The 22,103-nt window shown below is 27.6% G+C and carries 30 protein-coding genes; 20 read left to right on the top strand and 10 right to left on the bottom strand.

The genetic code is table 11. The features are described 5' to 3' along the window. Positions 1-188 precede the first annotated feature (188 nt). The 4 genes from PF569_00795 to PF569_00780 all read left to right on the top strand — a co-directional run bounded on the left by PF569_00795 (position 189) and on the right by PF569_00780 (position 2,699). Positions 189-1,193, top strand: coding sequence for a cob(I)yrinic acid a,c-diamide adenosyltransferase (locus PF569_00795; GenBank protein MDA3854764.1), 1,005 nt, complete (start codon positions 189-191; stop codon positions 1,191-1,193). A gap of 89 nt (positions 1,194-1,282) precedes the next feature. Next, positions 1,283-1,918, top strand: a complete 636-nt coding sequence (locus tag PF569_00790; GenBank protein MDA3854763.1) for a hypothetical protein — start codon at positions 1,283-1,285, stop codon at positions 1,916-1,918. Between the two features lie 2 nt (positions 1,919-1,920). Further along, complete coding sequence (locus tag PF569_00785; protein ID MDA3854762.1) at positions 1,921-2,127, top strand: hypothetical protein; 207 nt, start codon at positions 1,921-1,923, stop codon at positions 2,125-2,127. Positions 2,128-2,129: 2 nt separating this feature from the next. Then, positions 2,130-2,699: a hypothetical protein gene (locus tag PF569_00780; protein ID MDA3854761.1), complete on the top strand. Its 570-nt coding sequence runs from the start codon at positions 2,130-2,132 to the stop codon at positions 2,697-2,699. Positions 2,700-2,712: 13 nt separating this feature from the next. Here the strand turns inward: PF569_00780 and PF569_00775 are convergent, their stop codons facing one another. Together PF569_00775 and ndk are read right to left on the bottom strand one after the other, a co-directional pair. Continuing rightward, positions 2,713-3,315 carry a VTT domain-containing protein gene (locus PF569_00775; GenBank protein ID MDA3854760.1) on the bottom strand — a complete coding sequence of 201 codons (603 nt, stop codon included), beginning with the start codon at positions 3,313-3,315 and terminating at the stop codon, positions 2,713-2,715. 96 nt (positions 3,316-3,411) lie between these two features. After that, a complete protein-coding gene (gene ndk, locus PF569_00770; GenBank protein ID MDA3854759.1) occupies positions 3,412-3,891 on the bottom strand; it encodes a nucleoside-diphosphate kinase in 480 nt (159 codons plus the stop codon). 133 nt (positions 3,892-4,024) lie between these two features. Between ndk and PF569_00765 the strand changes: the two genes are divergently transcribed. Together PF569_00765 and PF569_00760 are read left to right on the top strand one after the other, a co-directional pair. Continuing rightward, the gene (locus PF569_00765) at positions 4,025-5,587 is read left to right on the top strand and encodes a hypothetical protein (GenBank protein ID MDA3854758.1); all 1,563 of its coding nucleotides are present in this window, start codon (positions 4,025-4,027) and stop codon (positions 5,585-5,587) included. Between the two features lie 60 nt (positions 5,588-5,647). Beyond that, positions 5,648-5,965, top strand: coding sequence for a hypothetical protein (locus PF569_00760; GenBank protein MDA3854757.1), 318 nt, complete (start codon positions 5,648-5,650; stop codon positions 5,963-5,965). Here the strand turns inward: PF569_00760 and PF569_00755 are convergent. Both PF569_00755 and PF569_00750 read right to left on the bottom strand, forming a co-directional pair. Next, a complete protein-coding gene (locus tag PF569_00755; protein ID MDA3854756.1) occupies positions 5,962-7,086 on the bottom strand; it encodes a quinone-dependent dihydroorotate dehydrogenase in 1,125 nt (374 codons plus the stop codon). The genes PF569_00760 and PF569_00755 overlap by 4 nt on opposite strands. Before the next feature lie 35 nt (positions 7,087-7,121). Further along, on the bottom strand, positions 7,122-7,712 hold the full coding sequence (locus PF569_00750; protein ID MDA3854755.1) for a hypothetical protein: 591 nt from the start codon (positions 7,710-7,712) through the stop codon (positions 7,122-7,124). Positions 7,713-7,763: 51 nt separating this feature from the next. Here PF569_00750 and PF569_00745 point away from each other — a divergent pair, with 51 nt between their 5' ends. Further along, the gene (locus PF569_00745) at positions 7,764-8,258 is read left to right on the top strand and encodes a hypothetical protein (protein MDA3854754.1); all 495 of its coding nucleotides are present in this window, start codon (positions 7,764-7,766) and stop codon (positions 8,256-8,258) included. A 37-nt stretch (positions 8,259-8,295) separates the two neighbouring features. Further along, on the top strand, positions 8,296-8,760 hold the full coding sequence (locus tag PF569_00740; protein ID MDA3854753.1) for a hypothetical protein: 465 nt from the start codon (positions 8,296-8,298) through the stop codon (positions 8,758-8,760). 10 nt (positions 8,761-8,770) lie between these two features. Here the strand turns inward: PF569_00740 and PF569_00735 are convergent, their stop codons facing one another. The 4 genes from PF569_00735 to PF569_00720 all read right to left on the bottom strand — a co-directional run bounded on the left by PF569_00735 (position 8,771) and on the right by PF569_00720 (position 12,535). Continuing rightward, on the bottom strand, positions 8,771-9,136 hold the full coding sequence (locus PF569_00735) for a Kazal-type serine protease inhibitor family protein (protein MDA3854752.1): 366 nt from the start codon (positions 9,134-9,136) through the stop codon (positions 8,771-8,773). 139 nt (positions 9,137-9,275) lie between these two features. After that, complete coding sequence (locus PF569_00730) at positions 9,276-10,484, bottom strand: ABC transporter permease (GenBank protein MDA3854751.1); 1,209 nt, start codon at positions 10,482-10,484, stop codon at positions 9,276-9,278. A 100-nt stretch (positions 10,485-10,584) separates the two neighbouring features. Continuing rightward, positions 10,585-11,817 (bottom strand): COG1361 S-layer family protein, encoded by a 1,233-nt coding sequence (locus PF569_00725; protein ID MDA3854750.1) that lies wholly within the window; start codon positions 11,815-11,817, stop codon positions 10,585-10,587. 1 nt (position 11,818) lies between these two features. Then, positions 11,819-12,535 carry an ABC transporter ATP-binding protein gene (locus PF569_00720; protein MDA3854749.1) on the bottom strand — a complete coding sequence of 239 codons (717 nt, stop codon included), beginning with the start codon at positions 12,533-12,535 and terminating at the stop codon, positions 11,819-11,821. A 339-nt stretch (positions 12,536-12,874) separates the two neighbouring features. Here PF569_00720 and PF569_00715 point away from each other — a divergent pair, with 339 nt between their 5' ends. The 4 genes from PF569_00715 (at position 12,875) to PF569_00700 (ending at position 14,874) form a co-directional block, all read left to right on the top strand. Next, a complete protein-coding gene (locus PF569_00715) occupies positions 12,875-13,309 on the top strand; it encodes a hypothetical protein (GenBank protein MDA3854748.1) in 435 nt (144 codons plus the stop codon). A 343-nt stretch (positions 13,310-13,652) separates the two neighbouring features. After that, positions 13,653-13,862 (top strand): hypothetical protein, encoded by a 210-nt coding sequence (locus PF569_00710; protein MDA3854747.1) that lies wholly within the window; start codon positions 13,653-13,655, stop codon positions 13,860-13,862. A gap of 392 nt (positions 13,863-14,254) precedes the next feature. Beyond that, a complete protein-coding gene (locus PF569_00705; protein ID MDA3854746.1) occupies positions 14,255-14,539 on the top strand; it encodes a hypothetical protein in 285 nt (94 codons plus the stop codon). Then, entirely contained in the window at positions 14,536-14,874 is a 339-nt protein-coding gene (locus tag PF569_00700; GenBank protein ID MDA3854745.1) for a hypothetical protein, read from the top strand. Before PF569_00705 ends, PF569_00700 begins: the two co-directional genes overlap by 4 nt. A 427-nt stretch (positions 14,875-15,301) precedes the next feature. Here the strand turns inward: PF569_00700 and PF569_00695 are convergent, their stop codons facing one another. Next, complete coding sequence (locus tag PF569_00695) at positions 15,302-15,658, bottom strand: transposase (GenBank protein ID MDA3854744.1); 357 nt, start codon at positions 15,656-15,658, stop codon at positions 15,302-15,304. Between the two features lie 301 nt (positions 15,659-15,959). Here PF569_00695 and PF569_00690 point away from each other — a divergent pair, with 301 nt between their 5' ends. Together PF569_00690 and PF569_00685 are read left to right on the top strand one after the other, a co-directional pair. Then, complete coding sequence (locus PF569_00690) at positions 15,960-16,145, top strand: hypothetical protein (GenBank protein ID MDA3854743.1); 186 nt, start codon at positions 15,960-15,962, stop codon at positions 16,143-16,145. Positions 16,146-16,154: 9 nt separating this feature from the next. Next, positions 16,155-16,634 carry a transposase gene (locus PF569_00685; GenBank protein ID MDA3854742.1) on the top strand — a complete coding sequence of 160 codons (480 nt, stop codon included), beginning with the start codon at positions 16,155-16,157 and terminating at the stop codon, positions 16,632-16,634. A 150-nt stretch (positions 16,635-16,784) separates the two neighbouring features. On the opposite strand, the gene PF569_00680 is transcribed toward PF569_00685, so the two are convergent. Then, on the bottom strand, positions 16,785-17,363 hold the full coding sequence (locus tag PF569_00680) for a hypothetical protein (protein MDA3854741.1): 579 nt from the start codon (positions 17,361-17,363) through the stop codon (positions 16,785-16,787). A gap of 140 nt (positions 17,364-17,503) precedes the next feature. Here PF569_00680 and PF569_00675 point away from each other — a divergent pair, with 140 nt between their 5' ends. The 6 genes from PF569_00675 to PF569_00650 all read left to right on the top strand — a co-directional run. Then, on the top strand, positions 17,504-18,166 hold the full coding sequence (locus PF569_00675) for a hypothetical protein (GenBank protein ID MDA3854740.1): 663 nt from the start codon (positions 17,504-17,506) through the stop codon (positions 18,164-18,166). 3 nt (positions 18,167-18,169) lie between these two features. Next, complete coding sequence (locus PF569_00670; protein MDA3854739.1) at positions 18,170-18,442, top strand: hypothetical protein; 273 nt, start codon at positions 18,170-18,172, stop codon at positions 18,440-18,442. Between the two features lie 79 nt (positions 18,443-18,521). Next, the gene (locus PF569_00665) at positions 18,522-19,670 is read left to right on the top strand and encodes a hypothetical protein (protein ID MDA3854738.1); all 1,149 of its coding nucleotides are present in this window, start codon (positions 18,522-18,524) and stop codon (positions 19,668-19,670) included. 2 nt (positions 19,671-19,672) lie between these two features. Continuing rightward, positions 19,673-20,881, top strand: coding sequence for an FtsX-like permease family protein (locus PF569_00660; protein MDA3854737.1), 1,209 nt, complete (start codon positions 19,673-19,675; stop codon positions 20,879-20,881). 99 nt (positions 20,882-20,980) lie between these two features. Next, positions 20,981-21,676, top strand: a complete 696-nt coding sequence (locus PF569_00655; protein ID MDA3854736.1) for an ABC transporter ATP-binding protein — start codon at positions 20,981-20,983, stop codon at positions 21,674-21,676. A 76-nt stretch (positions 21,677-21,752) separates the two neighbouring features. Then, the coding region (locus PF569_00650) for a hypothetical protein (GenBank protein ID MDA3854735.1) at positions 21,753-22,103 on the top strand (351 nt) is incomplete at its 3' end.

The following is a 22,103-nucleotide window of genomic DNA, read 5'->3' as shown; positions in this document are numbered from 1 at the left end:
ATCTTATTTAATTCTTGACGAAAAGAATTCTCGTGAGGACTTATTTGTTTTTGTACAAGTTTACGAATCATAATAATTAAAGAAATTTGAACTTTATAAATCTACTTCGGATAAAGCCGATTAAAAATAAATTTGTCTCAAAATAAAAAACAAGAAACTTTTAAAAACTAAAAAAAAGAAAAGATAATATGTTCTACAAAGATACATCAAAAACAATTTATCTCGACAAAAATATTATAGATTATTCAAACCTTTCAGCAGGCCTTTTAATCAAAGCTATAGGATTAGGCATGAAAATTGCATATATTGACACAAAAGATTCAGCTACCAAACTTTCAAATTTTATTGAAAACCTCTCATTATCCTACTCTTTCACAAATAGTTTAAAAAGATTTCAATTAGACATATACAAACCAAAACAAAATAAAAAAATTTCTAAAACTATAATTCCTTTAGTAGAATTTTGTAATATAACTCAAGATATGTTCTATAATTCATTATATGAATATGATTTAGTAATAATAGATAATCTAAATTTTGAAATATTAAATAAAATGAAAATAATAAGTTTACTTAAAAATTCTAACTCACAAATAATCATAACAACAAAAGAAGAAGAAATATTTAACGAAATAAAATCTGAATGTAATTCACAATATATTTGTGAATACATAGAAAATCATAATCTTGTAATAAATAAAAATATAACTAATATCTCAGGAAATGGAAAAGGGAAAACTGCCTATCCAATAGGATACCTTATAAGAAAATTCCTTGAAAAACATGCAGTAAAACTAATATATTTTGATAAAGGAGATGATATCTATGGTGATCCTATATTTTTAAATTCTTTAAAAAAATGGTCAAGAGAAAACAATTTATACGGTTCATTTGACTTTGTAAAAACAGGAATAAAAAGACAATTTAATAACCAATCAAGAGATGAGATTACCCCTCAAGACATAAAAGAAGCAAATGAAGCACTAATGCTTCTTAAAACCTCTATAAAAAAACAAAGTCCAGTAATTGCAGATGAATTAAATACTATAATTGAAAAAAAAATAATTAATTTAGATGAAATATTACCAATTCTAAATGATGTTAAAAATGAGTTGATAATTACAGGAAATACAACAAACCAAAAACTTCTAAATCTAGCAAAATTAAACATTAATATCATAAAAACTAATTAAATAAAAAATATTCACTTTTCAGACAATAAAATCCTTATTTACTCAAAAATATTATAAATTATTATATAATCAAATCGAATGAAAAATCTATGGGTTTATTTAGTAGTAAAAAAGAAGATAACGCTGCTGCTCCGCCAGCACCACCTGCACCTCCTGCTCCGCCAGTAGCTGCAAGTAATAAAAGTTCTAATCAAGAAACGCCTAGAGAGGTACAAAAACTAAGTACACCTCCAATTCCAGGTGGAAGTTTAGAAGATATAAAAAATGAAGTTGCAGCAAAACCTGCTCAATCAATGCAAGAGGAAACACCACATGAAGAAAATATTGAAGAAGAATTTAATGTAGATTCACCTCAAGACTCTTTATTTGATTTATCTGAATTAGATATCCCTGGGGCTCAAAATTTAGAATCAACTAATGATTCTCCTACTGAAATTCCAGAAATGCAAGATATGAAGGATGATGAAGAAGCATTAAATTTTATTGAAAAACAACCTCATAAAGTTCAAAGTACTGAAACATATTTCATAACAACAAGACAATTCAAAACTCTATTAGAAATTGTTGAAGGAGTGAAAACTAAAGTAAAAGATGCATCGGAAACACATTTAAAACTTCTTGACATAAAAGCTGAAGAAGATATTGAATATGAAAATTTAAAAAAAGATTTCGAATACATCGAAGATAAACTTCACGAAGTTGATAGCATTATATTTGAAAATTAAAAATGGATAGAAAAAGAGAGATTTACACAAGGATTGAAAAAGTAGAAAACATTGTAGAAATACTCAAAGTGATTAAAACAAACGAAAAAGAAGTAAAACATTTATTCTCCCTTTATGACAAACTAAAAATTGAAGAAGATAAATTATTTGAAAATTGGAGTTTCTACCTAGAAGATATTGTTCAAAAACTAGACCATGTGACACTTTAAAAATGAAAACTAAAAAAAGTACAATCAAATCTAAGGATGAAGGGTATGAAGATTTATATATTTGTTTAAATGATTCACAAAACAAAAGAAAAAATCTCCTACTTGGTATGAAAGACTCTCTAGTTATGCAAGAAGAATATTCAAGAATCCTAGAAATCAGAAAAAATAAAGCTGCAATTTTAAGTGAAATTAAAAAAGGTTATGAGAACTTAAATAAAAATTATCAAGAATTAAGAAAATCTCTACCTAATGTAAAAAATACAATAAATTACACTGAAAAAGAATTAGCAGAACTTGAAAGTCAAGTTAATATGTTAAAAAAGGATACTAAATACAATAAAGAAGCAATTACCTTAGATGAAGAAATAATTAACGAATTGTCTACATCAAATAAAAGTTTAAAAGAAATAACTAAGAAGCCAGACCCTAAAAAAGTTGAAAAAGCAAAGCCTCAAGTTAAAAAAGAAGAACCTAAAATTCAATCAGCATCTGATATAAAACAAAAAGTAACTAAAATCGATAGAATTAAAAATAATTTACAAGTAATTGAAAGTAAATTAAAAAATATTTAAATAAACCTTTTCTTTATTTTTCTAAATCTTTAACTACATCACTACCATTCATACTTTTATAAAATAAAAAAACAAATATTACTGCAAGAATAATCATCCCTGCACCATAATAGCCAAAAGCCTCATAATTCTTACCAAAATAAAAACCAAAACTAGTAAATGCTAATGCCCAAAAAAATGAAGTAATCATAATAATTACACTAAAATAAAATCTATTCATATGTGACATTCCAGCAGGAATAGGAATTATAATTTTAATTGGATTAATAAACTTACCAAAAAATAAATAAATATATCCTTTCTTTTTTTTCAAAACTTTATTAACTCTTAAGATATCTTTTTTCCTGAAAAACTCAAACCCAATAAACTTATTTATTTTTAAAACATAATCTAAGCCTTTTCTTCTTGATATTTCATACAAAATAATATTACCAATACTCATACCCAAACCACCAAAAATTACAACAAGCCAAAAATTAAGATCTCCTGTAAAAGCAAAATAACCTGCAATAATATACAAAATTTGTGAAGATGGGAAACTTGTAATCCCATTAATTATTAATAAAATAAAAAGGCCAACATAACTAAAATTAATAATCAAACTCTCAATAGACATAAAATAAAATAAATCTTATTATTTAAAAAATTTTGTAAATTTTTAAAAGTCACAAAATCTATAAATTGAAAAATTTATACAATACTAAAAATTTATTTACATAAATTTCCCGTGTACTGAATCATAAGTAAATAACTCAGCATCACTAAACCATAAATGTACTTCATTTTGTGCATCTTCTAAATTAGCAGAAGCATGAATAATATTAACAACTCCATACTCATGTGCATCTCCTCTAGGGTAATTCATATGAGCATAGTCTCCTCTAATTGTTCCTGGAGCAGCTTTTGAAGGTTCAGTTGCACCAACTAACTTTCTTACAGTTTCAATCGCATTAAATCCTTCTAAAACTAATCCGACAACTGGACCTGAAGTAATATAATTCTCAAGCATTTTGTAGAAAGGTTTTTCTACATGCTCAGCATAATGTTTCTTTGCAAAATCTGCTTCAGCATGAACTAATTTCATACCCACAATTTTTAATCCTATCTTCTCAAATCTTGAAATTACTTCTCCAACGATTTGTCTTTGAACGCCATCAGGTTTAATAGCTACAAATGTTCTCTCAATTGCCATGATAAAATATTGAATTAAAAACCATTTATAAAATATTTGTTAAATGTGCCTAAATTAACAATGATTAAAAATTAATAATTTTTATTTTATATGTTTTCTCAATCTTTATAAACAATTATCTATTCAAATTTATATGGAAAAAATTTTATTTAAAGATATTTCTAGTAAAGATGTTAGGAAGACTTATGAGATGATTGGGAAAATTGAAGTTGTAAAACAAACTTCAGGTCCAACACTTATGGTTTTAAACGATGGAACTGCAAATTTTACATTTAAGGCCTTCATTAAACCAGGAGTTAGATCATACCCTGAAGCAGATGTTGGTGATTATGTAAGAATTGAAGCTATAATTAGTGAAAGAAAAGATACGATCGAAGGAGAAGTTAAATTCTTAAAAAAATTAAATGATGAAGAAAGAAAAGAATTCGAAGCTAAAATTGATGCATTAAATGAAGGAAGATTTGCTCCAAATATAACTGAATTCACAATTAAATCAGAAATGCTTGAATCTCAAAAAGCAAGATTCATTCAAGTTGCAACAATGATTAGAAAAGCAGTAATTGAAGGAAGACCTATTCTTTTAAGACACAATGCTGATTGTGATGGATACTCATCTGCAATAACTATCGAAAGAGCTGTAACTAAATTCATGGTTGAAGTAACTGGTGATAAACTAACTCAATTTCAAAACTATAAAAGAGCACCTTCAAAAGCTCCATTCTATGAATATGAAGATTCAGTAAAAGATGCAGCAAACTGGTTAAGAGATAAAAATAGAAACAATGCAAAACCTCCTCTTATAATCATTACTGACAATGGTTCAACTGAAGAAGATATTTTATCAATCAAACAAATGAAAATCTACGGATCTCAAATTGTAGTTGTTGATCACCATTATCCTGGAGAAGTTAAAGATGAGAAAGTTGAAGTAGACAAATACATTGACGCACACATTAATCCTTACTTAACAGGTTATGACTCCAATGTTTCAGCAGGAATGCTAGGATACGAACTTGCAAACTTCATTAATGATAAAAATGGAAACTCAGTATTCATCCCAGCTATGGCAGCAATTCTTGATCATACTGATTGTACTGAGAGAGTTCAATATGTTGATTTAGCAAAGAAAGAGGGATTCACTGAAGAATACATGGCAACTCTTGGTGAAATTATTGATATGCAATCACACTATGCAAGATTCAATGAAAATAGAGAGTTCTTTGATGACTTATTTGGAAGCAACATGGAAATGCAAAAAAAAGTTGTTGAAATGTTAAAACTAGAATTAGACTCAAGATATAAAGCTGTAGAAAATGTTGCAAAACATTACACAAACAAAACTGACTTTGGAAAATTCTACCTTGTAGACTTTGACGGAGAAAGAGGAACATTTAGAGGAGCATACCCTGCAATTGGAAAGTCTACAAATCATATTCATAAAACATTTGAAGAATCATTAGACAAACCAATTGTAACAGTAACTCATGGAACAACATTCATGACAATTAGAGTATCTGATGCAGTAGAAAACTTTTCAGTACCAGAATTCGTACAAATCGTATTCAAAGAAGTACCTCATGCAAACGCAAATGGTGGTGGACATGAACACGCAGGTTCTGTAAGATTTGTAGAATATGCAAGAGAAGAAATCTTTGAACTATTTAAAAAATATCTAAAAGATATTTCTAACAAATAATTCTCATTTAATTGATAAAAAACCTAAAGCTTTAAAAAATCGGAGAAATTTAAGATATATATGAGCGATAAAAATTTTTTAGAAACTATTCGAATTATAGGAGAACTTGCTAATTCAAAATCACAAGAAAAACTATCCCAAATACTTGAAAAAAATATATTAATAATTACAAATAAACTTCATTTTGAAAAAAAATCTGAAAATAAAACAAAATCAAAAGAAGAAATATTGACAGAAATTCAAAACAATACAATGATTATTCTACAATATCATCATGTTAGAACTAAATCAAATGTAACTGAAGAACAACTAAATAAAGCAGAAGGAAAATTAGCAAAAGGTTGTTTAGATTTTTGTAATTTAAATCCAAATAATTAATTTTTATTATCAATCCCTATTGCATCAGAAACATTTTTAAAGCCATCTTTTTCTAACATTTCGACTAATCCTCTATTAATCTCAGAAATAACGCTTGGACCCTCGTAAATCATCCCTGTAATCATTTGTAATAAACTAGCTCCAAGTCTTATTTTCTTATAGGCATCCTTGGCACTAAAAATACCTCCACAACCAATAATTATTTTCTCTCCTTTAGTTTTTTTATACAAATACGCAATAACATCATCAGTTAAATCAGACACGACCTTTCCTGAAATCCCACCAATTTTAGGAACATTTGAATCAATAATTTTTTTATTCTTTCTATTTTTAGTTAAATTAGTTGCAACAAAACCATCAATATCAAATTTATCTGAAATTTTAATAATTACATCTAAATCTTTTTTAGAAATATCTGCAGGAAGTTTTAAAAAAATAGGTTTTACTTTTTTAACTTTTGAGATACCTTTCAATAAATCTGCCAAAGAATCAGGACTTGTAAAAGGTTCACCACCATAAGCATTCGGACAGGAAATATTAATTGTGAAATAATCTCCAAAATCTCTAAATTTTTCAAGAGTATATCTATAATCTAAAATTCCTATTTTTTTATCTACAGTTTCTTTGCAATTAGTTTTAGCAATACTAATACCTACAGGAATCTCGAATTTTTTACCTTGTAATTTTGAATATATGAAATCAGCACCCTTATTCTTAAGACCATAATTTACAATCAATGATTTAGATTTTTTAAGTCTATAAAGCCTTTTACCTTCATTACCATCATAAGGATTTTTAGTAATTGAACCAACTTCACTAAAACCAAAACCAACTTCAGAAATAATTGGAATTATATTTGCATCCTTATCAAACCCTGCTGCAAGACCTAGAGGATTTCTAAAATCAATCCCTAAAATTCTTTGTTTAAGTTTTAAATCACTATAATCAAATAATAAAGATACAAAACCTCTAGTGATAAAATTAGAACCTAAAAACTTTCCGATAAAAATCGCAGCATCATGAACAAACTCTGGATCAAACAAAAAAAAGACAGGTTTAAATATATATTTATACAAAAAAAGTCCAGTTTTATTCCTCAAAAAAAAATATATTTTTTTCATTCTAAATTATTATAAAATTTTTTATTTATATACATTTAGATATTCATCAAAAGAAGAGTTGTACTAACTGTTGCAAATAAAAATAAAATCATCACCAAAGATATCATCAAAATTAAACTAGTAAAAACTCTAGAAAAAGTAGTTTTATAATAATTTTTGAAATTCAAAAGAAACATCACAATAAAATAAATTCCTAAAACCAAAAAGAAACTACTTGCAACAATCAATACTAATGGATTCAATGATAAAAGTCCTATATAATCAAACAAACTACCTATTAAAACGAAAGGTAAAAGTAACATCATACTAACAAAAAAACTCTCAAAATATAATTTGCGATTATCTTCAAAAGTATTCAAAAACAAATAAAATAATGTAAATAAAATTAAATAAATAATAGACCATGCCAAAAATACACTAAAAAATTTAAAACTATTTGAATACAAAGAATAATTTGGAATCAAATTTTTCAAAATAGAAATGATTCCTAAAATAAACTGAACTGTAAAAAACACTCCAATAAGAAACTTCAAAGAAATTTTCTTATCCTCAAAAACCTTTGTTGAAAAAAACACTTTAAACAAATCTAAAAACTCTAAATTTGAAACTTTTTTAATTTTACCCATAATTAAGTTATAACAAGATATTTTATAAAATTTTGTCTTATAATTATATTAATGAATAAAAAATCACAAATTAAATTTGGTGAAACTTTTGCAATTATCATCCTAGTTTACATAATTTTAGTAATTGGAATGGTATGGTATAACAATGTGAGTACTAATTCTATAAAAGAAATGCAAGAAAATGATTTAAGAGATAGATCTTTTGAAAAATATTCATATATTGTAAATTCAGAATTTTTACATGTAACATCTCAAGGAGATATTGATGAAGAATTTGACCAAGTATCTCTAGAAATATTTTCAAACTATTCAAAATCAAATAAAGAATTCATAAGAAAACAATTAGGTGAGGCAACAGTCATTGTAGAACTATATGATAAAAATCTAAAATCAATAAAAAACATAACCATTTATGATTTAAGATATGATAATTCAAACAACGAAAATAGAAAAAATGAAGAAAGATTCAAAACCCTAATTCCTGTAAAAGATACTATAAATAAAGAGACTAACATCGGAATATTAAATGTTATAATCTACAATTAATAATTAGATTTATTAATAAAAACTAACTAGAATAAATATGATAAAAAATACAAACACAACTCAAACTAGTATTCTAGGAACTATTCAACATATTCTAGGAATGCTTATTGGAGGATTTCTACTGCTTAGTTTAATTCCTACAGTATATCAAGACATATATCAAGCAACAATTGGATTAATTCTAATTCAAATAATACTCTCATTAATAAGACTACGAATAATTAATTTAGTATTAGAAATCATAATTTTAATTCTTGCTCTAATTAGTATAATTCCTATTCTAATAAGTGTTAAAATTATTGCAATTCCTCTTGCAATTCTAGTATACTTACTTAGAATAATTGCATTAATAATTGCTCTAATTGATTCAAGTTCACAGAATTCACCAGTAGTATTTGCAAAAATGAATCTTAATAATATGAGACAAAAAAAAGAAAAACCTCAAAAATCAAAAAAACTCAAGGATTTAAATATCCAAGATGCTGAATTCAAAGAAAAATAAAAAATTAATTCTACTCTAAATTTTCACAAGATCCTTGACTCACTATACTCATATTTCCACCCATACAACTATTTGAATAAGTAACATCATCAGCACCACAAACTGGTGCATATTCTCTAGTACAAATTTTAAGGTCAACAAATGCATTTTCTTCTGAGCACTCACCAACATAGGCAATCTCAGTATCTCTTGCACCACACTTATTACTATAAGTTACACCATCAATACCACAAACTGGAGCATATTCCATAGTACACTCTATTAATCCTTCATCAACTGAAGTCTCATTTTTATTATCATCAACAATTGCTTGAGAACATCCCGAAAAAGATACCAATAACAATATCAACATTCCGAAATATAAATTTAATTTCATAATAAGATTATATATTAAATTACTTATAAACATAGTTTTAACTTTAAATAGAGTTAAAGTTATTAAAAAGATAAAAAATAAAATTTTAATCAGCTCTTAGATGCAGTCACTCCGATTATTCGTTCTGCACACTTCGAGCTTAATCTGCTCGAAGTGCATCTACTGGACTAAGCTTTGAAGCTCCAACTGCAGGAATGACTCCTGAAATCATACCAATAAAAACTGAAAGACCTAAAATCATAAACACATTTGAATAACTAACAAGAGCTGGCATTCCTGCCAATCCTAAAAGCAAAGATAAACCAATTCCTATAATCGCACCAATAATTCCTCCAACTAATCCAATAAGAGCCGAATTAAATATAAATATTGCTAAAATATCACTATTTCTAGCACCTATTGCTTTCATAATACCAATCTCTTTAGTCTTCTCTAAAACAGATGTAAACATAGTATTTGCAACACCTACGGCTCCAACTACTAAACTAACTCCTGCAATTGCTGTTAAGAAAGTTGTGATAGTTGAAAGCATTTCTGCTCGCAGATCTGCTGAAGCAGCATTTGTTGTTAAAGTAAAATCTAAATCATCATCACTAACATGTCTTGAATTCATAAGTTTTAAATTAAGTTTTGCCTCTGTCTCATTTAATCTATCCTCATCTCTAATTTTAATCTGCATGGAATCATAAACATCTTTTTCTTTATCATCAAAAATAGTATAAGCTGCATCAAGCGGCATATAAATAGAAGACCTCCCTCCATCTAAAATTCCCACTACTCTAAAACTTTTACCTTCTATAGTTAATAATTGATTAATACCTAATTCTCTATCAAAAAATTCATTAGCCAAAGTCTCACCTATAACAACCACATTATAATCTGCTGAAGATAAATACCTTCCCTCAAGTAAATCATTAGTTTCAAATTGAGCATAAACACTCTCATCAACACCAGTAACACTAAGAGTTCCTTCTTCTCCTTGATAATAAACATCAACTTTATCTGAAACTAATGTATTCACAGCCTCAACATCTGAAACTGATTTAACTGCTAAATAATCTCTTCGAGTTAATTCATCAGCATCAGCATCAGCAGAACTAGTTTGAGGTTCATCATGTCTTCCTGGACCGAAATCTGTAGCTTTTGTATAACCTGGAGTAAGTGTAATAATATCTGCTCCTGATGAGTCAAACTGCGAACTAACTTCAGCCTCCATCCCATCTCCAATAGATAAAATAGCAATAACTGATGCAACTCCAATAACAATACCTAAAATCGTAAGCCATGATCTTAGCTTTGAATGAAGTACCATGTTAAGCGCCATCTTAAAACTCTTAATTAATTTCATTTTAATAATTCACCTCTGTGAATTTTAAAATTGTACCGAAAAAACTTTTAATTTTTGACTGTATCATCTTTTAAAACCTCTAAATAAAATAAAAAGTATTTTATTTTCTCCTCTTTTTGTAAACTTTTCTACCAATAACTAAAACAATTAAAATCAAGACTGCATAACCAAAGTATTTAGCATAAGTTACAATATTAGTAACACCTGAAGTCATAGATCTCATACCTCCACCAGAACCATCTCTTTCAACTGCAACACCATCAACTGTAGATTCAGAACTCGCTACATCTACTAATTTCTCAATACTAACTCTCTCACCTAAAGTATTTGTATAATCAATAATTAAATCAATTGCTTGCGCTTTTCCTTTAGTCATTGCAAAACTAACAGTTGTATAATCACCTTTATTTAAATTACCAATAATTTCTGAGCTTCCTGAATTAATAGTCCAACCATCTTGAGAAGGTACTTTAATAGTTACACTCTCTGCATTATTTGCTCCAATATTTGATATTGTAAAAGCATATTCACTACCACTAACTTCATCAAACACTAAATCAAAACTTGTATCTCCACCAACATAAATTCCTGTCTTAGTAATAGATTCATAAACTTCAGATGAGATTGAATCTTGATATGAAATTTTTAAATCTAAATTATATAAATCTGCTGTAACACTTGAACTTGCCAATACATCAAAAGCAATATCGACACTTTGACCTACAGGAATGCTTTTTATATAAACTGAATTATCACTACCTACAGGCAAAATAACTTCATCAACATTCTCCCATGAGAAAATAATATCATCCAAATTTGAACTTCCCACATTAGTTAGTTTAAATGTAATAGTTTCTTTCTTTCCTGGAACAATCTCAGATTTATCAATACTCTCAATTTCTAAACTGTTCTTAGTCTTAATATCAACATCAAAATCATAAGTTAAAGTCACACCATTTTGAGTATCTAAAACATTTAAAGTCATTTGTTGCGCTCCAGCTTTTACATCCTTATCAACCTTTAATGTGAATTTTACTATTTGTTTATTCTCATCATTTTGACCTGATAAAAGCGCACCTATATTTAGTTGATTACTGCTTACAACTTCAAATGGAAACTCTTCTTCCACACTAACAATTAAATCATTAGAACTATCATAACCAATATTTTCTACAGAAAATCTAACTTCAACAACATCTCCTGCAACAACAGGATCTGGGTCCTGACTCATCAAATTCACATCCAAAATGGCTAAACCATCTGCTGCAAAAACACCTAAAGGTGCGACTAAACTTAACACTAATATAATTAATACACTTAATACTTTTTTCATTTTATTTTTTTATCTCTTTTTTTTCTTCAATTTTAATAATCTTACCATCTTTCAATTCAACAATCTTTGATGCATACTTTGCAAGATTCAAGTCATGAGTAATCATAATAATAGTCTTTCCTTCATCTCTCCAAAGTCTATGTAGAGTCTCTAGAACTTCAGTTCCTGTTACACTATCTAATGCCCCTGTTGGTTCATCTGCTAGAATAATCTCAGGATCAGCAACAAGACATCTTGCAATACTTACTCTTTGTTGTTGTCCACCACTGAGTTGAGATGGAAAATGATTCAACTTATCTGATAAAGATACCAATTTCAAAACCTTTTTAGTTCTAGAATCTGCTTCATCATCAGAAACCTCTTGCAATTCAAGTGGTAATTTAACATTACCATAAGCACTAAGAGTTGGAAGTAAATTGTATTGTTGAAAAATAAATCCCACGCTCTTTCCTCTCAGTGTTGACAAATCAGATTCAGCAAGCTCTCCAATGTTTTGAGACTTCAAAAAAATCTCACCTTTAGTTGGCGTATCCAAACATCCTACAAGATTCATCATAGTAGATTTACCTGAGCCTGAAGAACCAATAATTGCAACAAACTCTCCTCGGAAAATTTCTAAATCAATATCCAATAACGCAGGTACATCAACTTCACCCATCCTATAAATTTTTGAAACATTCTTCAAAACTACAAGAGGTTCTTTACTTATTTTTTTCATTTTTTCAAGATTTGATAATTAATAATTGCTATTAATACTATAAATTAAGTTCTTATCCTTTATAAATAAAAAGAATAAAAAGTATATACTTAAGGTATACTTTATTTAGGAATAGGCTCTTTTTTGGGGGTTATTGATGTGTTATATACACTTATGAATTTTAGCCATACTAATCCTATATTGAGTGAATTTAATTAAAAAGTCTGCTTTTTGGGCGTATTTTCTCATAAACGGGATAAATATTGTCTGTATAATATCTGTTAGACAAAATCGAGAAAAAGGCTGTTTTCGAGACAAATTATGCAAAAGTTTAAATATTTCATTTTTCAGATATTTTATATGGGTATATTAAATATTGAAGATAAAATTTCTGCGTTAGGTAAAATTAACCCTAAAATTATGGCAGATTTAACTCTTATGGAAAAGATAACTGTTGCAGGAAAAACTATGGGTAAGATTCCATTTCTGTATTTAGATTCTGCAGTTCATAATTTTACTGTTGGAGAAAACTTAGTTTCAAAATATGATTTAACTAGGCAAAAACTTCCACAAGATTTTGATGATTTCTTTATGGATCAAGGTGATCATTACCCGCCTTCTCAAAGACTTAGAAATCATGCATTAAGAGTTGAAGTAGATTCAAATTCTGTAACTAATACTCCTAATCTAGACCTTGAAATTTTTAGTATGGTTGTAAATTTTTATAATAAATTGCACACTTATCAATATATGTATAAAAAGGGTGCTGAAACTTTAAAACCTAATAATGCATAATTTGTTTTTATTCTTTTAATTTTTAAGGAACTCACGTTCTTTTATGTACGCCTTTTTCTCGACTCTGCGAAAATTATTTCATAATTTTCTTGCCACGCTGCGCTCTCACCTTCACTTTGTGATGGTTCGGGTCGCCTAACAGCTGTTAGATGGTTCGCCCCTCAGCTCGGGGCTCTCCCAAATTTTTCTCGTAAACTCGAAAAACTTCATCAAACAGCCATGTTAGTTGTAATGTTTAAGTTTTTGAAATATTATTTGTCGGACTTTTTTTGAAATTAGTTTTCTTTTTTTTTAGGATTAGATAATGCCAAACTTTATAAATTTTCTAATAAATTAGAATATTATGATTAATAAATATGTCTTAATTATATTTGGAGTTTCAATGTTAGTATTTACAGTTTTTGAATTAAAAAAGAAAACTATATATAATTTAAATCCATTATATGGAAGTTTTGAAATAAATAGGGAAAAAGATCCGATAAAATATTGGTTTTTGATATTTATTTCATCTATAATATCATTAACCTTAATTAGTATTGGAATGCTCATTTAATAAATTTTTCAATTTTTCTCTTTAAGTTTTAATCCTATATTCTAAATTATCCCAATTAAAAGGAATCCACTCCTTTTAGTCGTTCTGTTTCAAATTGGCTGCCGCGAAGAAAAGTCCTCTTTAGATAGTCTCGCCTTTGGCTCGTAAAACTTAAACACTTCTTCGTCACTTCGTTCCTCGACCTCGCCTTGCAGGCTCTCACTAACGTTCGGGACGTACAACACCGATTAGAAAGAAATCTCTTGCAGAGATTTCCCAAACTCTCGCAAGCTCGAGCTTTTTCTTAATCTCGAATGTTATATTCAATCAGAGAGAGTTCTGAAATTAATTGGAATAAATTCTTTTTTATGCAAATAGCAAACATTTAAATAGTTATACATACTAATACAACTATGAAAGCGAAAGAGATTATTTATGATATGTTTGAAAATGCCTTTTCATATCCACAATTAGATACTATTTTAATGGTAGAGAAGTTTATTGAGGAACATTCTGCTATGTATAAAAAAAAAGCATTATGGGAAAAATTGCCTAAAAAAATGAGATATCAAACATTTTCAGTTATTTTAAATTATTTAATTTATTCAAATAAAATTGGTATCGACAGAGAAAAAAAGGTTGTTTGGATAGGAATTACCAAAGGAAAATTGCTTAGAAATTCGGTACCTGCAAAATGATTAAAAAACCAACAAAAGTTCAATTTATGAATGAAAATTTAGAGTCATCTTATAAATCTTTAAAAGATGGAGATGAACAAGAAAAAAGATTGTATAAGTGGATTAAAAGAGCAATTGAAGATTTAAGTGAGAATGGTTTTTGTGGTGCATCAATACCAAAAGATAGGATTCCAAAAAAATACCTTAAGCTAATTGAAGGTTATTCACTTTGGAAATATGATTTACCTTCTGGATATAGAATTATTTATGTTTTAGAGAATGATGAAGTTAGGATTTATTCAATTATTCTAGAGTGGTTTGACCATAAGAATTATGAAAGAACTTTCAAATATTAAAAGAAATTGTTCCAAAATATTTCAAATTGGCTATCGCGAAAAACAGAACTCTCTCTTACTTCTTCTGCATAAATGCCTCGATACCGCACTGCGTGCTCTCGCTATACTCGTAGAATATAACATCTCTTAGAACTCTTTTATAAAGGCCGCAAGTTTTAAATATAGTAAACTCTATATAAATGATATCAAATTAATGATATCGCTTGGGTACTTATATATGATTTCTATATATATAAGTTTAATGTTGTTAAGGACAAGGCATAAAGCCACAAACATCTCTTGGTGCTCTAAGCACATTGTGTTGAGTGGTAAAAGGGCCCCTAACCACCTATGTAAGCTCTAAGGCTTAGTTATACGCAGAGGGTGCCCTCGTCCTTCTTGTTTGGGACGCTTTAGTGATAAACCAAAGCAAGTCCCATTATAAATTTTAATTTTTAAAAGATTCTTCCTTGCTAAGCATATGCAAAACAATTGTTGCAAGCTCTCTTGCAATCACTCTTCTTGTAGTAGGATAACCTTTCTTGTTTTTTACTTTGCTGTATTTCTTTTCAAACCTTGAGCCTGCAATCAATGTTGCTCTTCCAGACGTAATCGTGAATGCAAATTTTAGGAATTTATTGCACGCACTGTTTCTCACTTGATATTCTGTGCTCCCTGTCTGATAAATCCCAGGGCAAAGCCCTGAATACATGACTAACTTTTTTGCTGATTCAAACCTTTTGATGGTTCCAATCTCTGAGTAGATGACTAAAGCTAAATACGGTCCAACACCTGGGATAGTCATTAACAAGCCTGTTTTTCTTAGCTGTTTTGCTAAAACTTCTACTTGTTTGTAAACTTCTCTAAAAATTCACACCTTTGAAGGAAATTATTTCAAATTTTCAAGCCCTTCGTTTCAATTAATTATAAAAACTTATATATTACGTATAACATTCACGGGTAAAAAAAGTTCTTGGAGCGGAGCGGAAAGAATTTGGGAAATTCCTGCAAGAGATTTCTTTCTAATCGGTGGTGTAAGTAGAACTCCTCGAAGTACTTTCAGCCTTTAGCTTAATAAATATCAAACTCCATATTGAACATTCAAAATGGTGATTAAAATGATAAATAAAGATTTATATTGTGGCCTTGATATCCATAAAAATAAGTATGTAGGATGCATATTAGATAAAGAAGGTAATGAAATTCGCTCTGGCGAATTTGTGTCAACAAAAGAGGCATTGACTCAATTCCTATCTGGAATTGCCAACACAACATGCACAATTGTTATTTAAAATTGTGGCATGTGGAGATACGCTCACAAAATAATTAGTGAATTAGGTTTTAAAGTAAAGCTTTGTAATGGTACCAAGACTAAAAAGATTGTAGGTCAGAAAAAGACTGACTACAATGATGCAAAAGTTCTTGCTGATCTTGCAAGAACAAATTATCTAGATGAATTGTACATTCCTGATGAGACAATCATCAAATATAGAGATTTAACTCATCATCTAAAAAGCCTTCGTGAGATGAAAAGAATATACAAAAATAAGATCAAAGACGAATTGATTAAACAAGGAATAAAATATCAAGCTAAAATTTGGAATATTAAAGGGCATGCTTGGCTTAAATTATTAAAAATCCCTTCAATAATCCATTTATCATTTTTATTAATTATTTTAGATAACAACTTTTTCTTGTTATCCTCTGATCTCTTAACAGTATATTTTTTCTCCCAGAAAACATCGTCTAATTCAAAACAAGGCAAATTAAGTTCTTCATGAATCTTTTTAGACAAATAAGATTTCCCCGAACCTGCTGAACCAATAATAAATATTTTTTTCATCAAAAAACAAGTATAAAAATCAATATAAATATTGCGTTAAAAAAGAATTAGGATATTAAATGATTAAAAAGATAATTAAAATAAAAACTTATCTAAAATGTTTTCCCATTCCTTGACCTTTTCCTTCAGACCAACCCATCTCTTCTCTAATTGTTTCTCTCTCATCAGAACTTAGATCATCAAATTGATTTCTATGCTGACCTTTTCCTTGAGATAAACCTAATTCTTCCATGTCTGCCCTATGTTCATCTCCAAAAGCAGTAAGTTCTTCTTCACTAAAAGAATCTTCAATTAGATTTCTAAACTCTTTTCCTAACTCTCGAGAATCTTCTCTAAACTCAAAAAAAACATCTCTCATTTCTTGTCTTTGAACATCATTCAAATCAAGTTCGCTTGCAGTTAATTCTAAATCTATAAATTCTTCAACTATTTCTTTAAGTCTATCTAAATCTGAATCATCTTCAAGTAAAGCATTAATAATCTCATTCATATGCTCAATTCTTAATTCAGACATTGCGCTATGATCAGCAATTCTATCTTGCACTATCTCATCTGAGTATTGATTACTCATTTGACTATTACCACTAAATGCAAAAGCTGCAAATGGTGCTCCAAGCATTAATCCTCCTAATGCAATTGTTCCTATAATTTTTTTTTTATTATCCATTTTTTGTTTTCTCCGTTGGCTTTTCACCAATACAATAGTTAGGTCAAAATCATATATAAACAAAAAGAAGTCAAAATATATCCTATAAATATATACTTAAAATCCACATTCTTTATAAATAAATAAAAATAAAGATTAATATGATAAATAAAGCATTCGAACATGGATTTGGAGAATTCAATCCAACAATATTTGCAATAGAAACATTTACGATGTTAATTGTAATATTCTCATGTTTCTTAATATTTTATAAAACAAAAGAAATATATCAATTAACAGAACATAAAGGAATAAAATATTTCAGAAAAGGGTTCTTATTCTTTGGATTTGGATTTACAATAAAATTATTAACCAACCTTCTAAGACCTGAAATAATTAATTGGGAAGTTATAGATAGAAGAGTAGCTTTTGGGATATTTGTTCTATTTCAATTAATTTCAATATTCTATTTACTCTCAAGCCTGTATTCAAAGAAAATAAAAGAATACTATATTTACTTAATTACATCTATTATATTCCTATTATCACTATTCCTTCAAACTCCTAAACTAATGGGATTATATGGTTTTACATTAATAACTATACTAGGAATTACAAGTTATATTAGATTTAAGAAATCAAAGAAAAAATTACTATCACAAATATATATAATCTATATCTTATTATTTGGATTTTGGATATTCATGATGATTAGTCAAACAATAGGTAGACTTTTAGATATTCAAAGAGTCTATGGCTCAATTTTTATTGCAATATTTTTTATGTATATATTGTATAGAGTACTAAAGAGACTAAAGGTTTAAACAATGGCTAAAAGAGACAGACTTGAGGTAATATTTGATATTTTAAAGATAATAAGAGAAAATAATAATTCAATTAAACCCACTCCTCTTCTAAGATACTCTAACCTTTCTTTTAATAGTTATAATGAATATCACTCAGAACTTCTAAAAAAGAAATTCATACAAGAATTAGAAGACAAAAAAGGTAAAAAATATATTACTTTAACAGATAAAGGATTTAACTACTTAGACAAATATAAATTAATCAAAGGATTCATAAGTGACTTTGAACTATAAATTAATATTAATTAACTAAATCAAACTAAAAACTATGTTAGGGTTCATATATAAATAGAATCAAAAATATAAATATATTATGGTTAAAAAAATAATCTCCATAATTATGTTTATATTATTAATTTTTAGTATAAATCTCTCTTTTGCATCAGACACAATTGGACCTAACATACAAATTGTGAAAAATGAAATAACTCCTGAACCAGTTGAACCAGGAAATGATATAACTCTAAAAGTTATGATTACAAATTCTGGAGATGAAATCGCAGAAAATGTTAATATTAATCCTGAAATAGATTCACCATTTTATTTTAAGAAAAGTGATTTAAATGAACAAAACATTGCAATTTGTGGTGGTTGTTCATATGATGCTACTTATTACTTATCTGTAAATTCAGATACAATTAGTGGAACTTACCCTATTAATTTTAATGTTGAATACGGATATGGTTTAATTAAAGAAGAAACTATTTTTGTAAAAGTAATTGGTGTTCCTGATATTATAATTGATTATGATGCTGAAAATATACATTACCCTGAAGAAAATTTTGAATTAAATTTAATTTTAGATAATATTGGTACAGGTAATGCAAGAAACATAAAAGTAACTTCTCTTTCTACTGATTTTTTATTAACAGGCTCACAAACAAAAATTCTAGATTTATTAAATGCTAATAATGAAAATGAATTAAGTTTAAATTTTCAAGCAAGTTCAAATTTAGATTCAGGCCTATATAAATTACCATTTAAAATAACTTACTTAGATGAATTAGGAGATGATTTTACAAAAGAATATGATCTCTCAATCAATATTAAGGATTCTGCTAAAATCACTCTTCAAAATTTAAAAGTTGAAGATTACCAAACTAAAGTCTTTGATGAGATTATCATTTCAGGAATTATTGAAAATAATGGGAATGGAAAAGCAGAAAATGTTTATGCATACATTGAAACAGAACTAGATGGATACAAGAAATCTTTTGTTGGAAGCTTGAAATCTGACGAAGATTCTCCAATACTTTTTAAATTAAAATCATCCAAAAACGGAGATTTCCCAATCAAACTTATTATTAGTTATAAGGATGATAAAGGAATCCATTTATTAGAAGAAAATATTGAAGTTAAAGTTACAAAGCCAGTAAATGTAGTATATAGTATAATTGGAATTGTTTTATTACTAATACTAATTATTTCAGTTAGACGCATCACGAAAAAGAAAGAAAAATAAAAATGAAAAAGATTGATTTACATTCAATAAAAACAACTTTTTTTCTCGCATGGAAAAATATTGTCGCAAGTAAAAAAACACTTCTTGTAATTACGCTAGTATTATCTCTTAGTTTTTTAAGTATCACATTTTTTGCAGCAATTATTGATGGTTTAGGGTATTCATTTGAAGAAAAATCAATTAACACAATCACAGGTCACTTAACTATTGAACCTAATGATGATGAAGCATATATTGAAAATCCTGATGAAATACTAAAAAAAATAAGACGACTTGATGGAGTTTATGCAACTTCAAGAATAGAAAAAGGAGTTTCAATATCGGATTCTGAAGTCGTCACGAGTGGCCAAGCACTTTTTGTTGATATCAATGATGAAGACACTGTCTCAATTTTTTCAGAAACTATAATCGAAGGAATAAGGCTTACTAAAAATGTTGAAGGTGAAATTATACTTGGTTCAGATTTAGTTAAAAAATATGCAGCAGAAGATGATAATAAAAAAAGAATAGATGTAAATGTTGGTGATAAAATTACTCTTCAATTCAATAATGGAGTTTCTAAAGAATTTAAAATTAGAGGAATTTATCAAACAAAATCTGCATTTAGTGATGGTTATATTTTAATGAATAAACAAGAATATGAAGCAATTTATAATGAAGAAGCAAATATAGCATCATCAATTTTAGTAAAATTGCCAAAGAGAGGTCTTGAAGAAGAATATAAATATAAATTTATTGAATTAGGTATTAACAAACAAATAAATTCATGGGAAACTAAAATTAGTAAAATTAAACAATTTACATCATCTCTTGAAATTACAAATAAAATTACTGGTGCAATTGGTCTACTTACAACTTTTGCAACAATTTATATTATTATATTTATCAATGTTATGACAAAAAGAAAACAAATAGGAATATTAAAAGCAATTGGAATTAAAAAGAATATTATACTTGGTTCATATATAATTCAATCATTAGTTTATGCAATACTAGGAGTTCTAGTTGGTCTTGTAATTATTAAAATAATGATGCTTTATTTTGCTTCAAATCCAATGAAAATGCCAATAGGAGATGTTTATCCAGTTATTGAATTATCTAAATTAATGACTGCATCATTTTCAATTATTGTAGCATCTCTTGCAGCTGGTTACTTTCCATCCAAAAAAGCAACAGAAGATAATATTTTAGAAGCAATATTTGGTGGCTAAAAATGAAAATGAAATTAAAACTAAAACAATGGCTTGAGCTTGAAAAGCGAAACCATAACACAAACTTTGTGAAGTTAGAAGTGATATTTGGAGGTTAAAATGGATAAGAAAATAATAATAATTGATGCTAAAAATTTAGAAAAAATTTATGACAATGGTAAAATAAAAACTACAGCTCTAAAAAATGTTAGTTTAGAAATTCGAGAAGGTGAATTTGTTGCAATAATGGGTCCATCAGGAAGTGGAAAATCAACAATACTTCATCAATTAGGATTACTTGACAATCCAACAAATGGTGAATTAATAGTTGATTCAGAAAATGTTTTAAAATTAAATGAAGAACAAAGAACCAGATTTCGTTTAGAAAAATTAGGTTATGTCTTCCAATCATATAATTTGATTCCTGAACTTAATGCTATTGAAAATGTTTACATAACTGCTATGGCAGTAGGTATTGAGAAAAATGAATATATCAAACTTGCTTTAGAAGTTTTAAAAAATGTTGGTCTTGAAGATAGAGGATACCATTTTCCTTCTGAACTCTCAGGTGGACAACAACAAAGAGTATCAATTGCAAGAGCTTTACTAAATAAACCAAAAATATTATTTGCAGATGAACCAACAGCAAATTTAGATAGAGACTCATCAGATAACATTGTTAATTTATTTAAAAAATTAAACAAAGACTTTGGACAAACAATTGTAATGGTAACTCATGAACTTGAAGAAGGAGAAAAAGCAGATAGAATTATATGGGTTAAAGATGGATTAATAAATAAGAAAAATCAAAAATGATTTTTGAAATCTATTATACAAACAATAATAGATAAAGATAAAGATATAAACAAATAAAATTACATAATAAATAGAAATGGAAAAAAATAATTTAAAGTACATTAAACTTCAAGTTGAAATTCCCGAAAATATTTGGATTCATAAAATTAGTAAAGATTTTTCTAATGAAATAATTACTCTAAATTACTCTAGTGCACTATCAAAAACAGAAAGACAAGTTTTTTTGTCAACAATATCCAAAAAAAATATTAAAGAAATATATTCTAAATTACAAAAAGAAAAACAAGTAAGTGAATTAGAAATATTTGGTGAAATTATAATTCTGAAATTTAATCTTTATTTTCTTCAAAAAATAATTCACCATAAATTAACAATTATTTTTCCAGTAACAATTCATAATGGATATGGAACAATTGAAGTTTTTGCC

This window comes from Candidatus Woesearchaeota archaeon (assembly GCA_027858315.1).
GTDB lineage: Archaea > Nanobdellota > Nanobdellia > Woesearchaeales > UBA583 > UBA583.
The sequence above is the reverse complement of the archived record's forward strand: the minus strand, read 5'-3'. Positions and strand labels throughout refer to the sequence as shown.

What these genes read in the sequence shown, in the direction of transcription:
- PF569_00760 (MDA3854757.1), top strand. Translation starts at nt 5,648, where the DNA reads ATGAGCGATAAAAATTTTTTAGAAACTATTCGAATTATAGGAGAACTT.
- PF569_00725 (MDA3854750.1), bottom strand. Translation starts at nt 11,817, where the DNA reads ATGAAAAAAGTATTAAGTGTATTAATTATATTAGTGTTAAGTTTAGTC.
- PF569_00690 (MDA3854743.1), top strand. Translation starts at nt 15,960, where the DNA reads ATGGTGATTAAAATGATAAATAAAGATTTATATTGTGGCCTTGATATC.
- PF569_00790 (MDA3854763.1), top strand. Translation starts at nt 1,283, where the DNA reads ATGGGTTTATTTAGTAGTAAAAAAGAAGATAACGCTGCTGCTCCGCCA.
- PF569_00675 (MDA3854740.1), top strand. Translation starts at nt 17,504, where the DNA reads ATGATAAATAAAGCATTCGAACATGGATTTGGAGAATTCAATCCAACA.
- PF569_00695 (MDA3854744.1), bottom strand. Translation starts at nt 15,658, where the DNA reads ATGACTATCCCAGGTGTTGGACCGTATTTAGCTTTAGTCATCTACTCA.
- PF569_00745 (MDA3854754.1), top strand. Translation starts at nt 7,764, where the DNA reads ATGAATAAAAAATCACAAATTAAATTTGGTGAAACTTTTGCAATTATC.
- PF569_00655 (MDA3854736.1), top strand. Translation starts at nt 20,981, where the DNA reads ATGGATAAGAAAATAATAATAATTGATGCTAAAAATTTAGAAAAAATT.
- PF569_00775 (MDA3854760.1), bottom strand. Translation starts at nt 3,315, where the DNA reads ATGTCTATTGAGAGTTTGATTATTAATTTTAGTTATGTTGGCCTTTTT.
- ndk (MDA3854759.1), bottom strand. Translation starts at nt 3,891, where the DNA reads ATGGCAATTGAGAGAACATTTGTAGCTATTAAACCTGATGGCGTTCAA.
- PF569_00730 (MDA3854751.1), bottom strand. Translation starts at nt 10,484, where the DNA reads ATGAAATTAATTAAGAGTTTTAAGATGGCGCTTAACATGGTACTTCAT.
- PF569_00700 (MDA3854745.1), top strand. Translation starts at nt 14,536, where the DNA reads ATGATTAAAAAACCAACAAAAGTTCAATTTATGAATGAAAATTTAGAG.
- PF569_00660 (MDA3854737.1), top strand. Translation starts at nt 19,673, where the DNA reads ATGAAAAAGATTGATTTACATTCAATAAAAACAACTTTTTTTCTCGCA.
- PF569_00665 (MDA3854738.1), top strand. Translation starts at nt 18,522, where the DNA reads ATGGTTAAAAAAATAATCTCCATAATTATGTTTATATTATTAATTTTT.
- PF569_00780 (MDA3854761.1), top strand. Translation starts at nt 2,130, where the DNA reads ATGAAAACTAAAAAAAGTACAATCAAATCTAAGGATGAAGGGTATGAA.
- PF569_00715 (MDA3854748.1), top strand. Translation starts at nt 12,875, where the DNA reads ATGGGTATATTAAATATTGAAGATAAAATTTCTGCGTTAGGTAAAATT.
- PF569_00735 (MDA3854752.1), bottom strand. Translation starts at nt 9,136, where the DNA reads ATGAAATTAAATTTATATTTCGGAATGTTGATATTGTTATTGGTATCT.
- PF569_00670 (MDA3854739.1), top strand. Translation starts at nt 18,170, where the DNA reads ATGGCTAAAAGAGACAGACTTGAGGTAATATTTGATATTTTAAAGATA.
- PF569_00795 (MDA3854764.1), top strand. Translation starts at nt 189, where the DNA reads ATGTTCTACAAAGATACATCAAAAACAATTTATCTCGACAAAAATATT.
- PF569_00750 (MDA3854755.1), bottom strand. Translation starts at nt 7,712, where the DNA reads ATGGGTAAAATTAAAAAAGTTTCAAATTTAGAGTTTTTAGATTTGTTT.
- PF569_00740 (MDA3854753.1), top strand. Translation starts at nt 8,296, where the DNA reads ATGATAAAAAATACAAACACAACTCAAACTAGTATTCTAGGAACTATT.
- PF569_00685 (MDA3854742.1), top strand. Translation starts at nt 16,155, where the DNA reads ATGTGGAGATACGCTCACAAAATAATTAGTGAATTAGGTTTTAAAGTA.
- PF569_00765 (MDA3854758.1), top strand. Translation starts at nt 4,025, where the DNA reads ATGGAAAAAATTTTATTTAAAGATATTTCTAGTAAAGATGTTAGGAAG.
- PF569_00705 (MDA3854746.1), top strand. Translation starts at nt 14,255, where the DNA reads ATGAAAGCGAAAGAGATTATTTATGATATGTTTGAAAATGCCTTTTCA.
- PF569_00680 (MDA3854741.1), bottom strand. Translation starts at nt 17,363, where the DNA reads ATGGATAATAAAAAAAAAATTATAGGAACAATTGCATTAGGAGGATTA.
- PF569_00710 (MDA3854747.1), top strand. Translation starts at nt 13,653, where the DNA reads ATGATTAATAAATATGTCTTAATTATATTTGGAGTTTCAATGTTAGTA.
- PF569_00785 (MDA3854762.1), top strand. Translation starts at nt 1,921, where the DNA reads ATGGATAGAAAAAGAGAGATTTACACAAGGATTGAAAAAGTAGAAAAC.
- PF569_00755 (MDA3854756.1), bottom strand. Translation starts at nt 7,086, where the DNA reads ATGAAAAAAATATATTTTTTTTTGAGGAATAAAACTGGACTTTTTTTG.
- PF569_00720 (MDA3854749.1), bottom strand. Translation starts at nt 12,535, where the DNA reads ATGAAAAAAATAAGTAAAGAACCTCTTGTAGTTTTGAAGAATGTTTCA.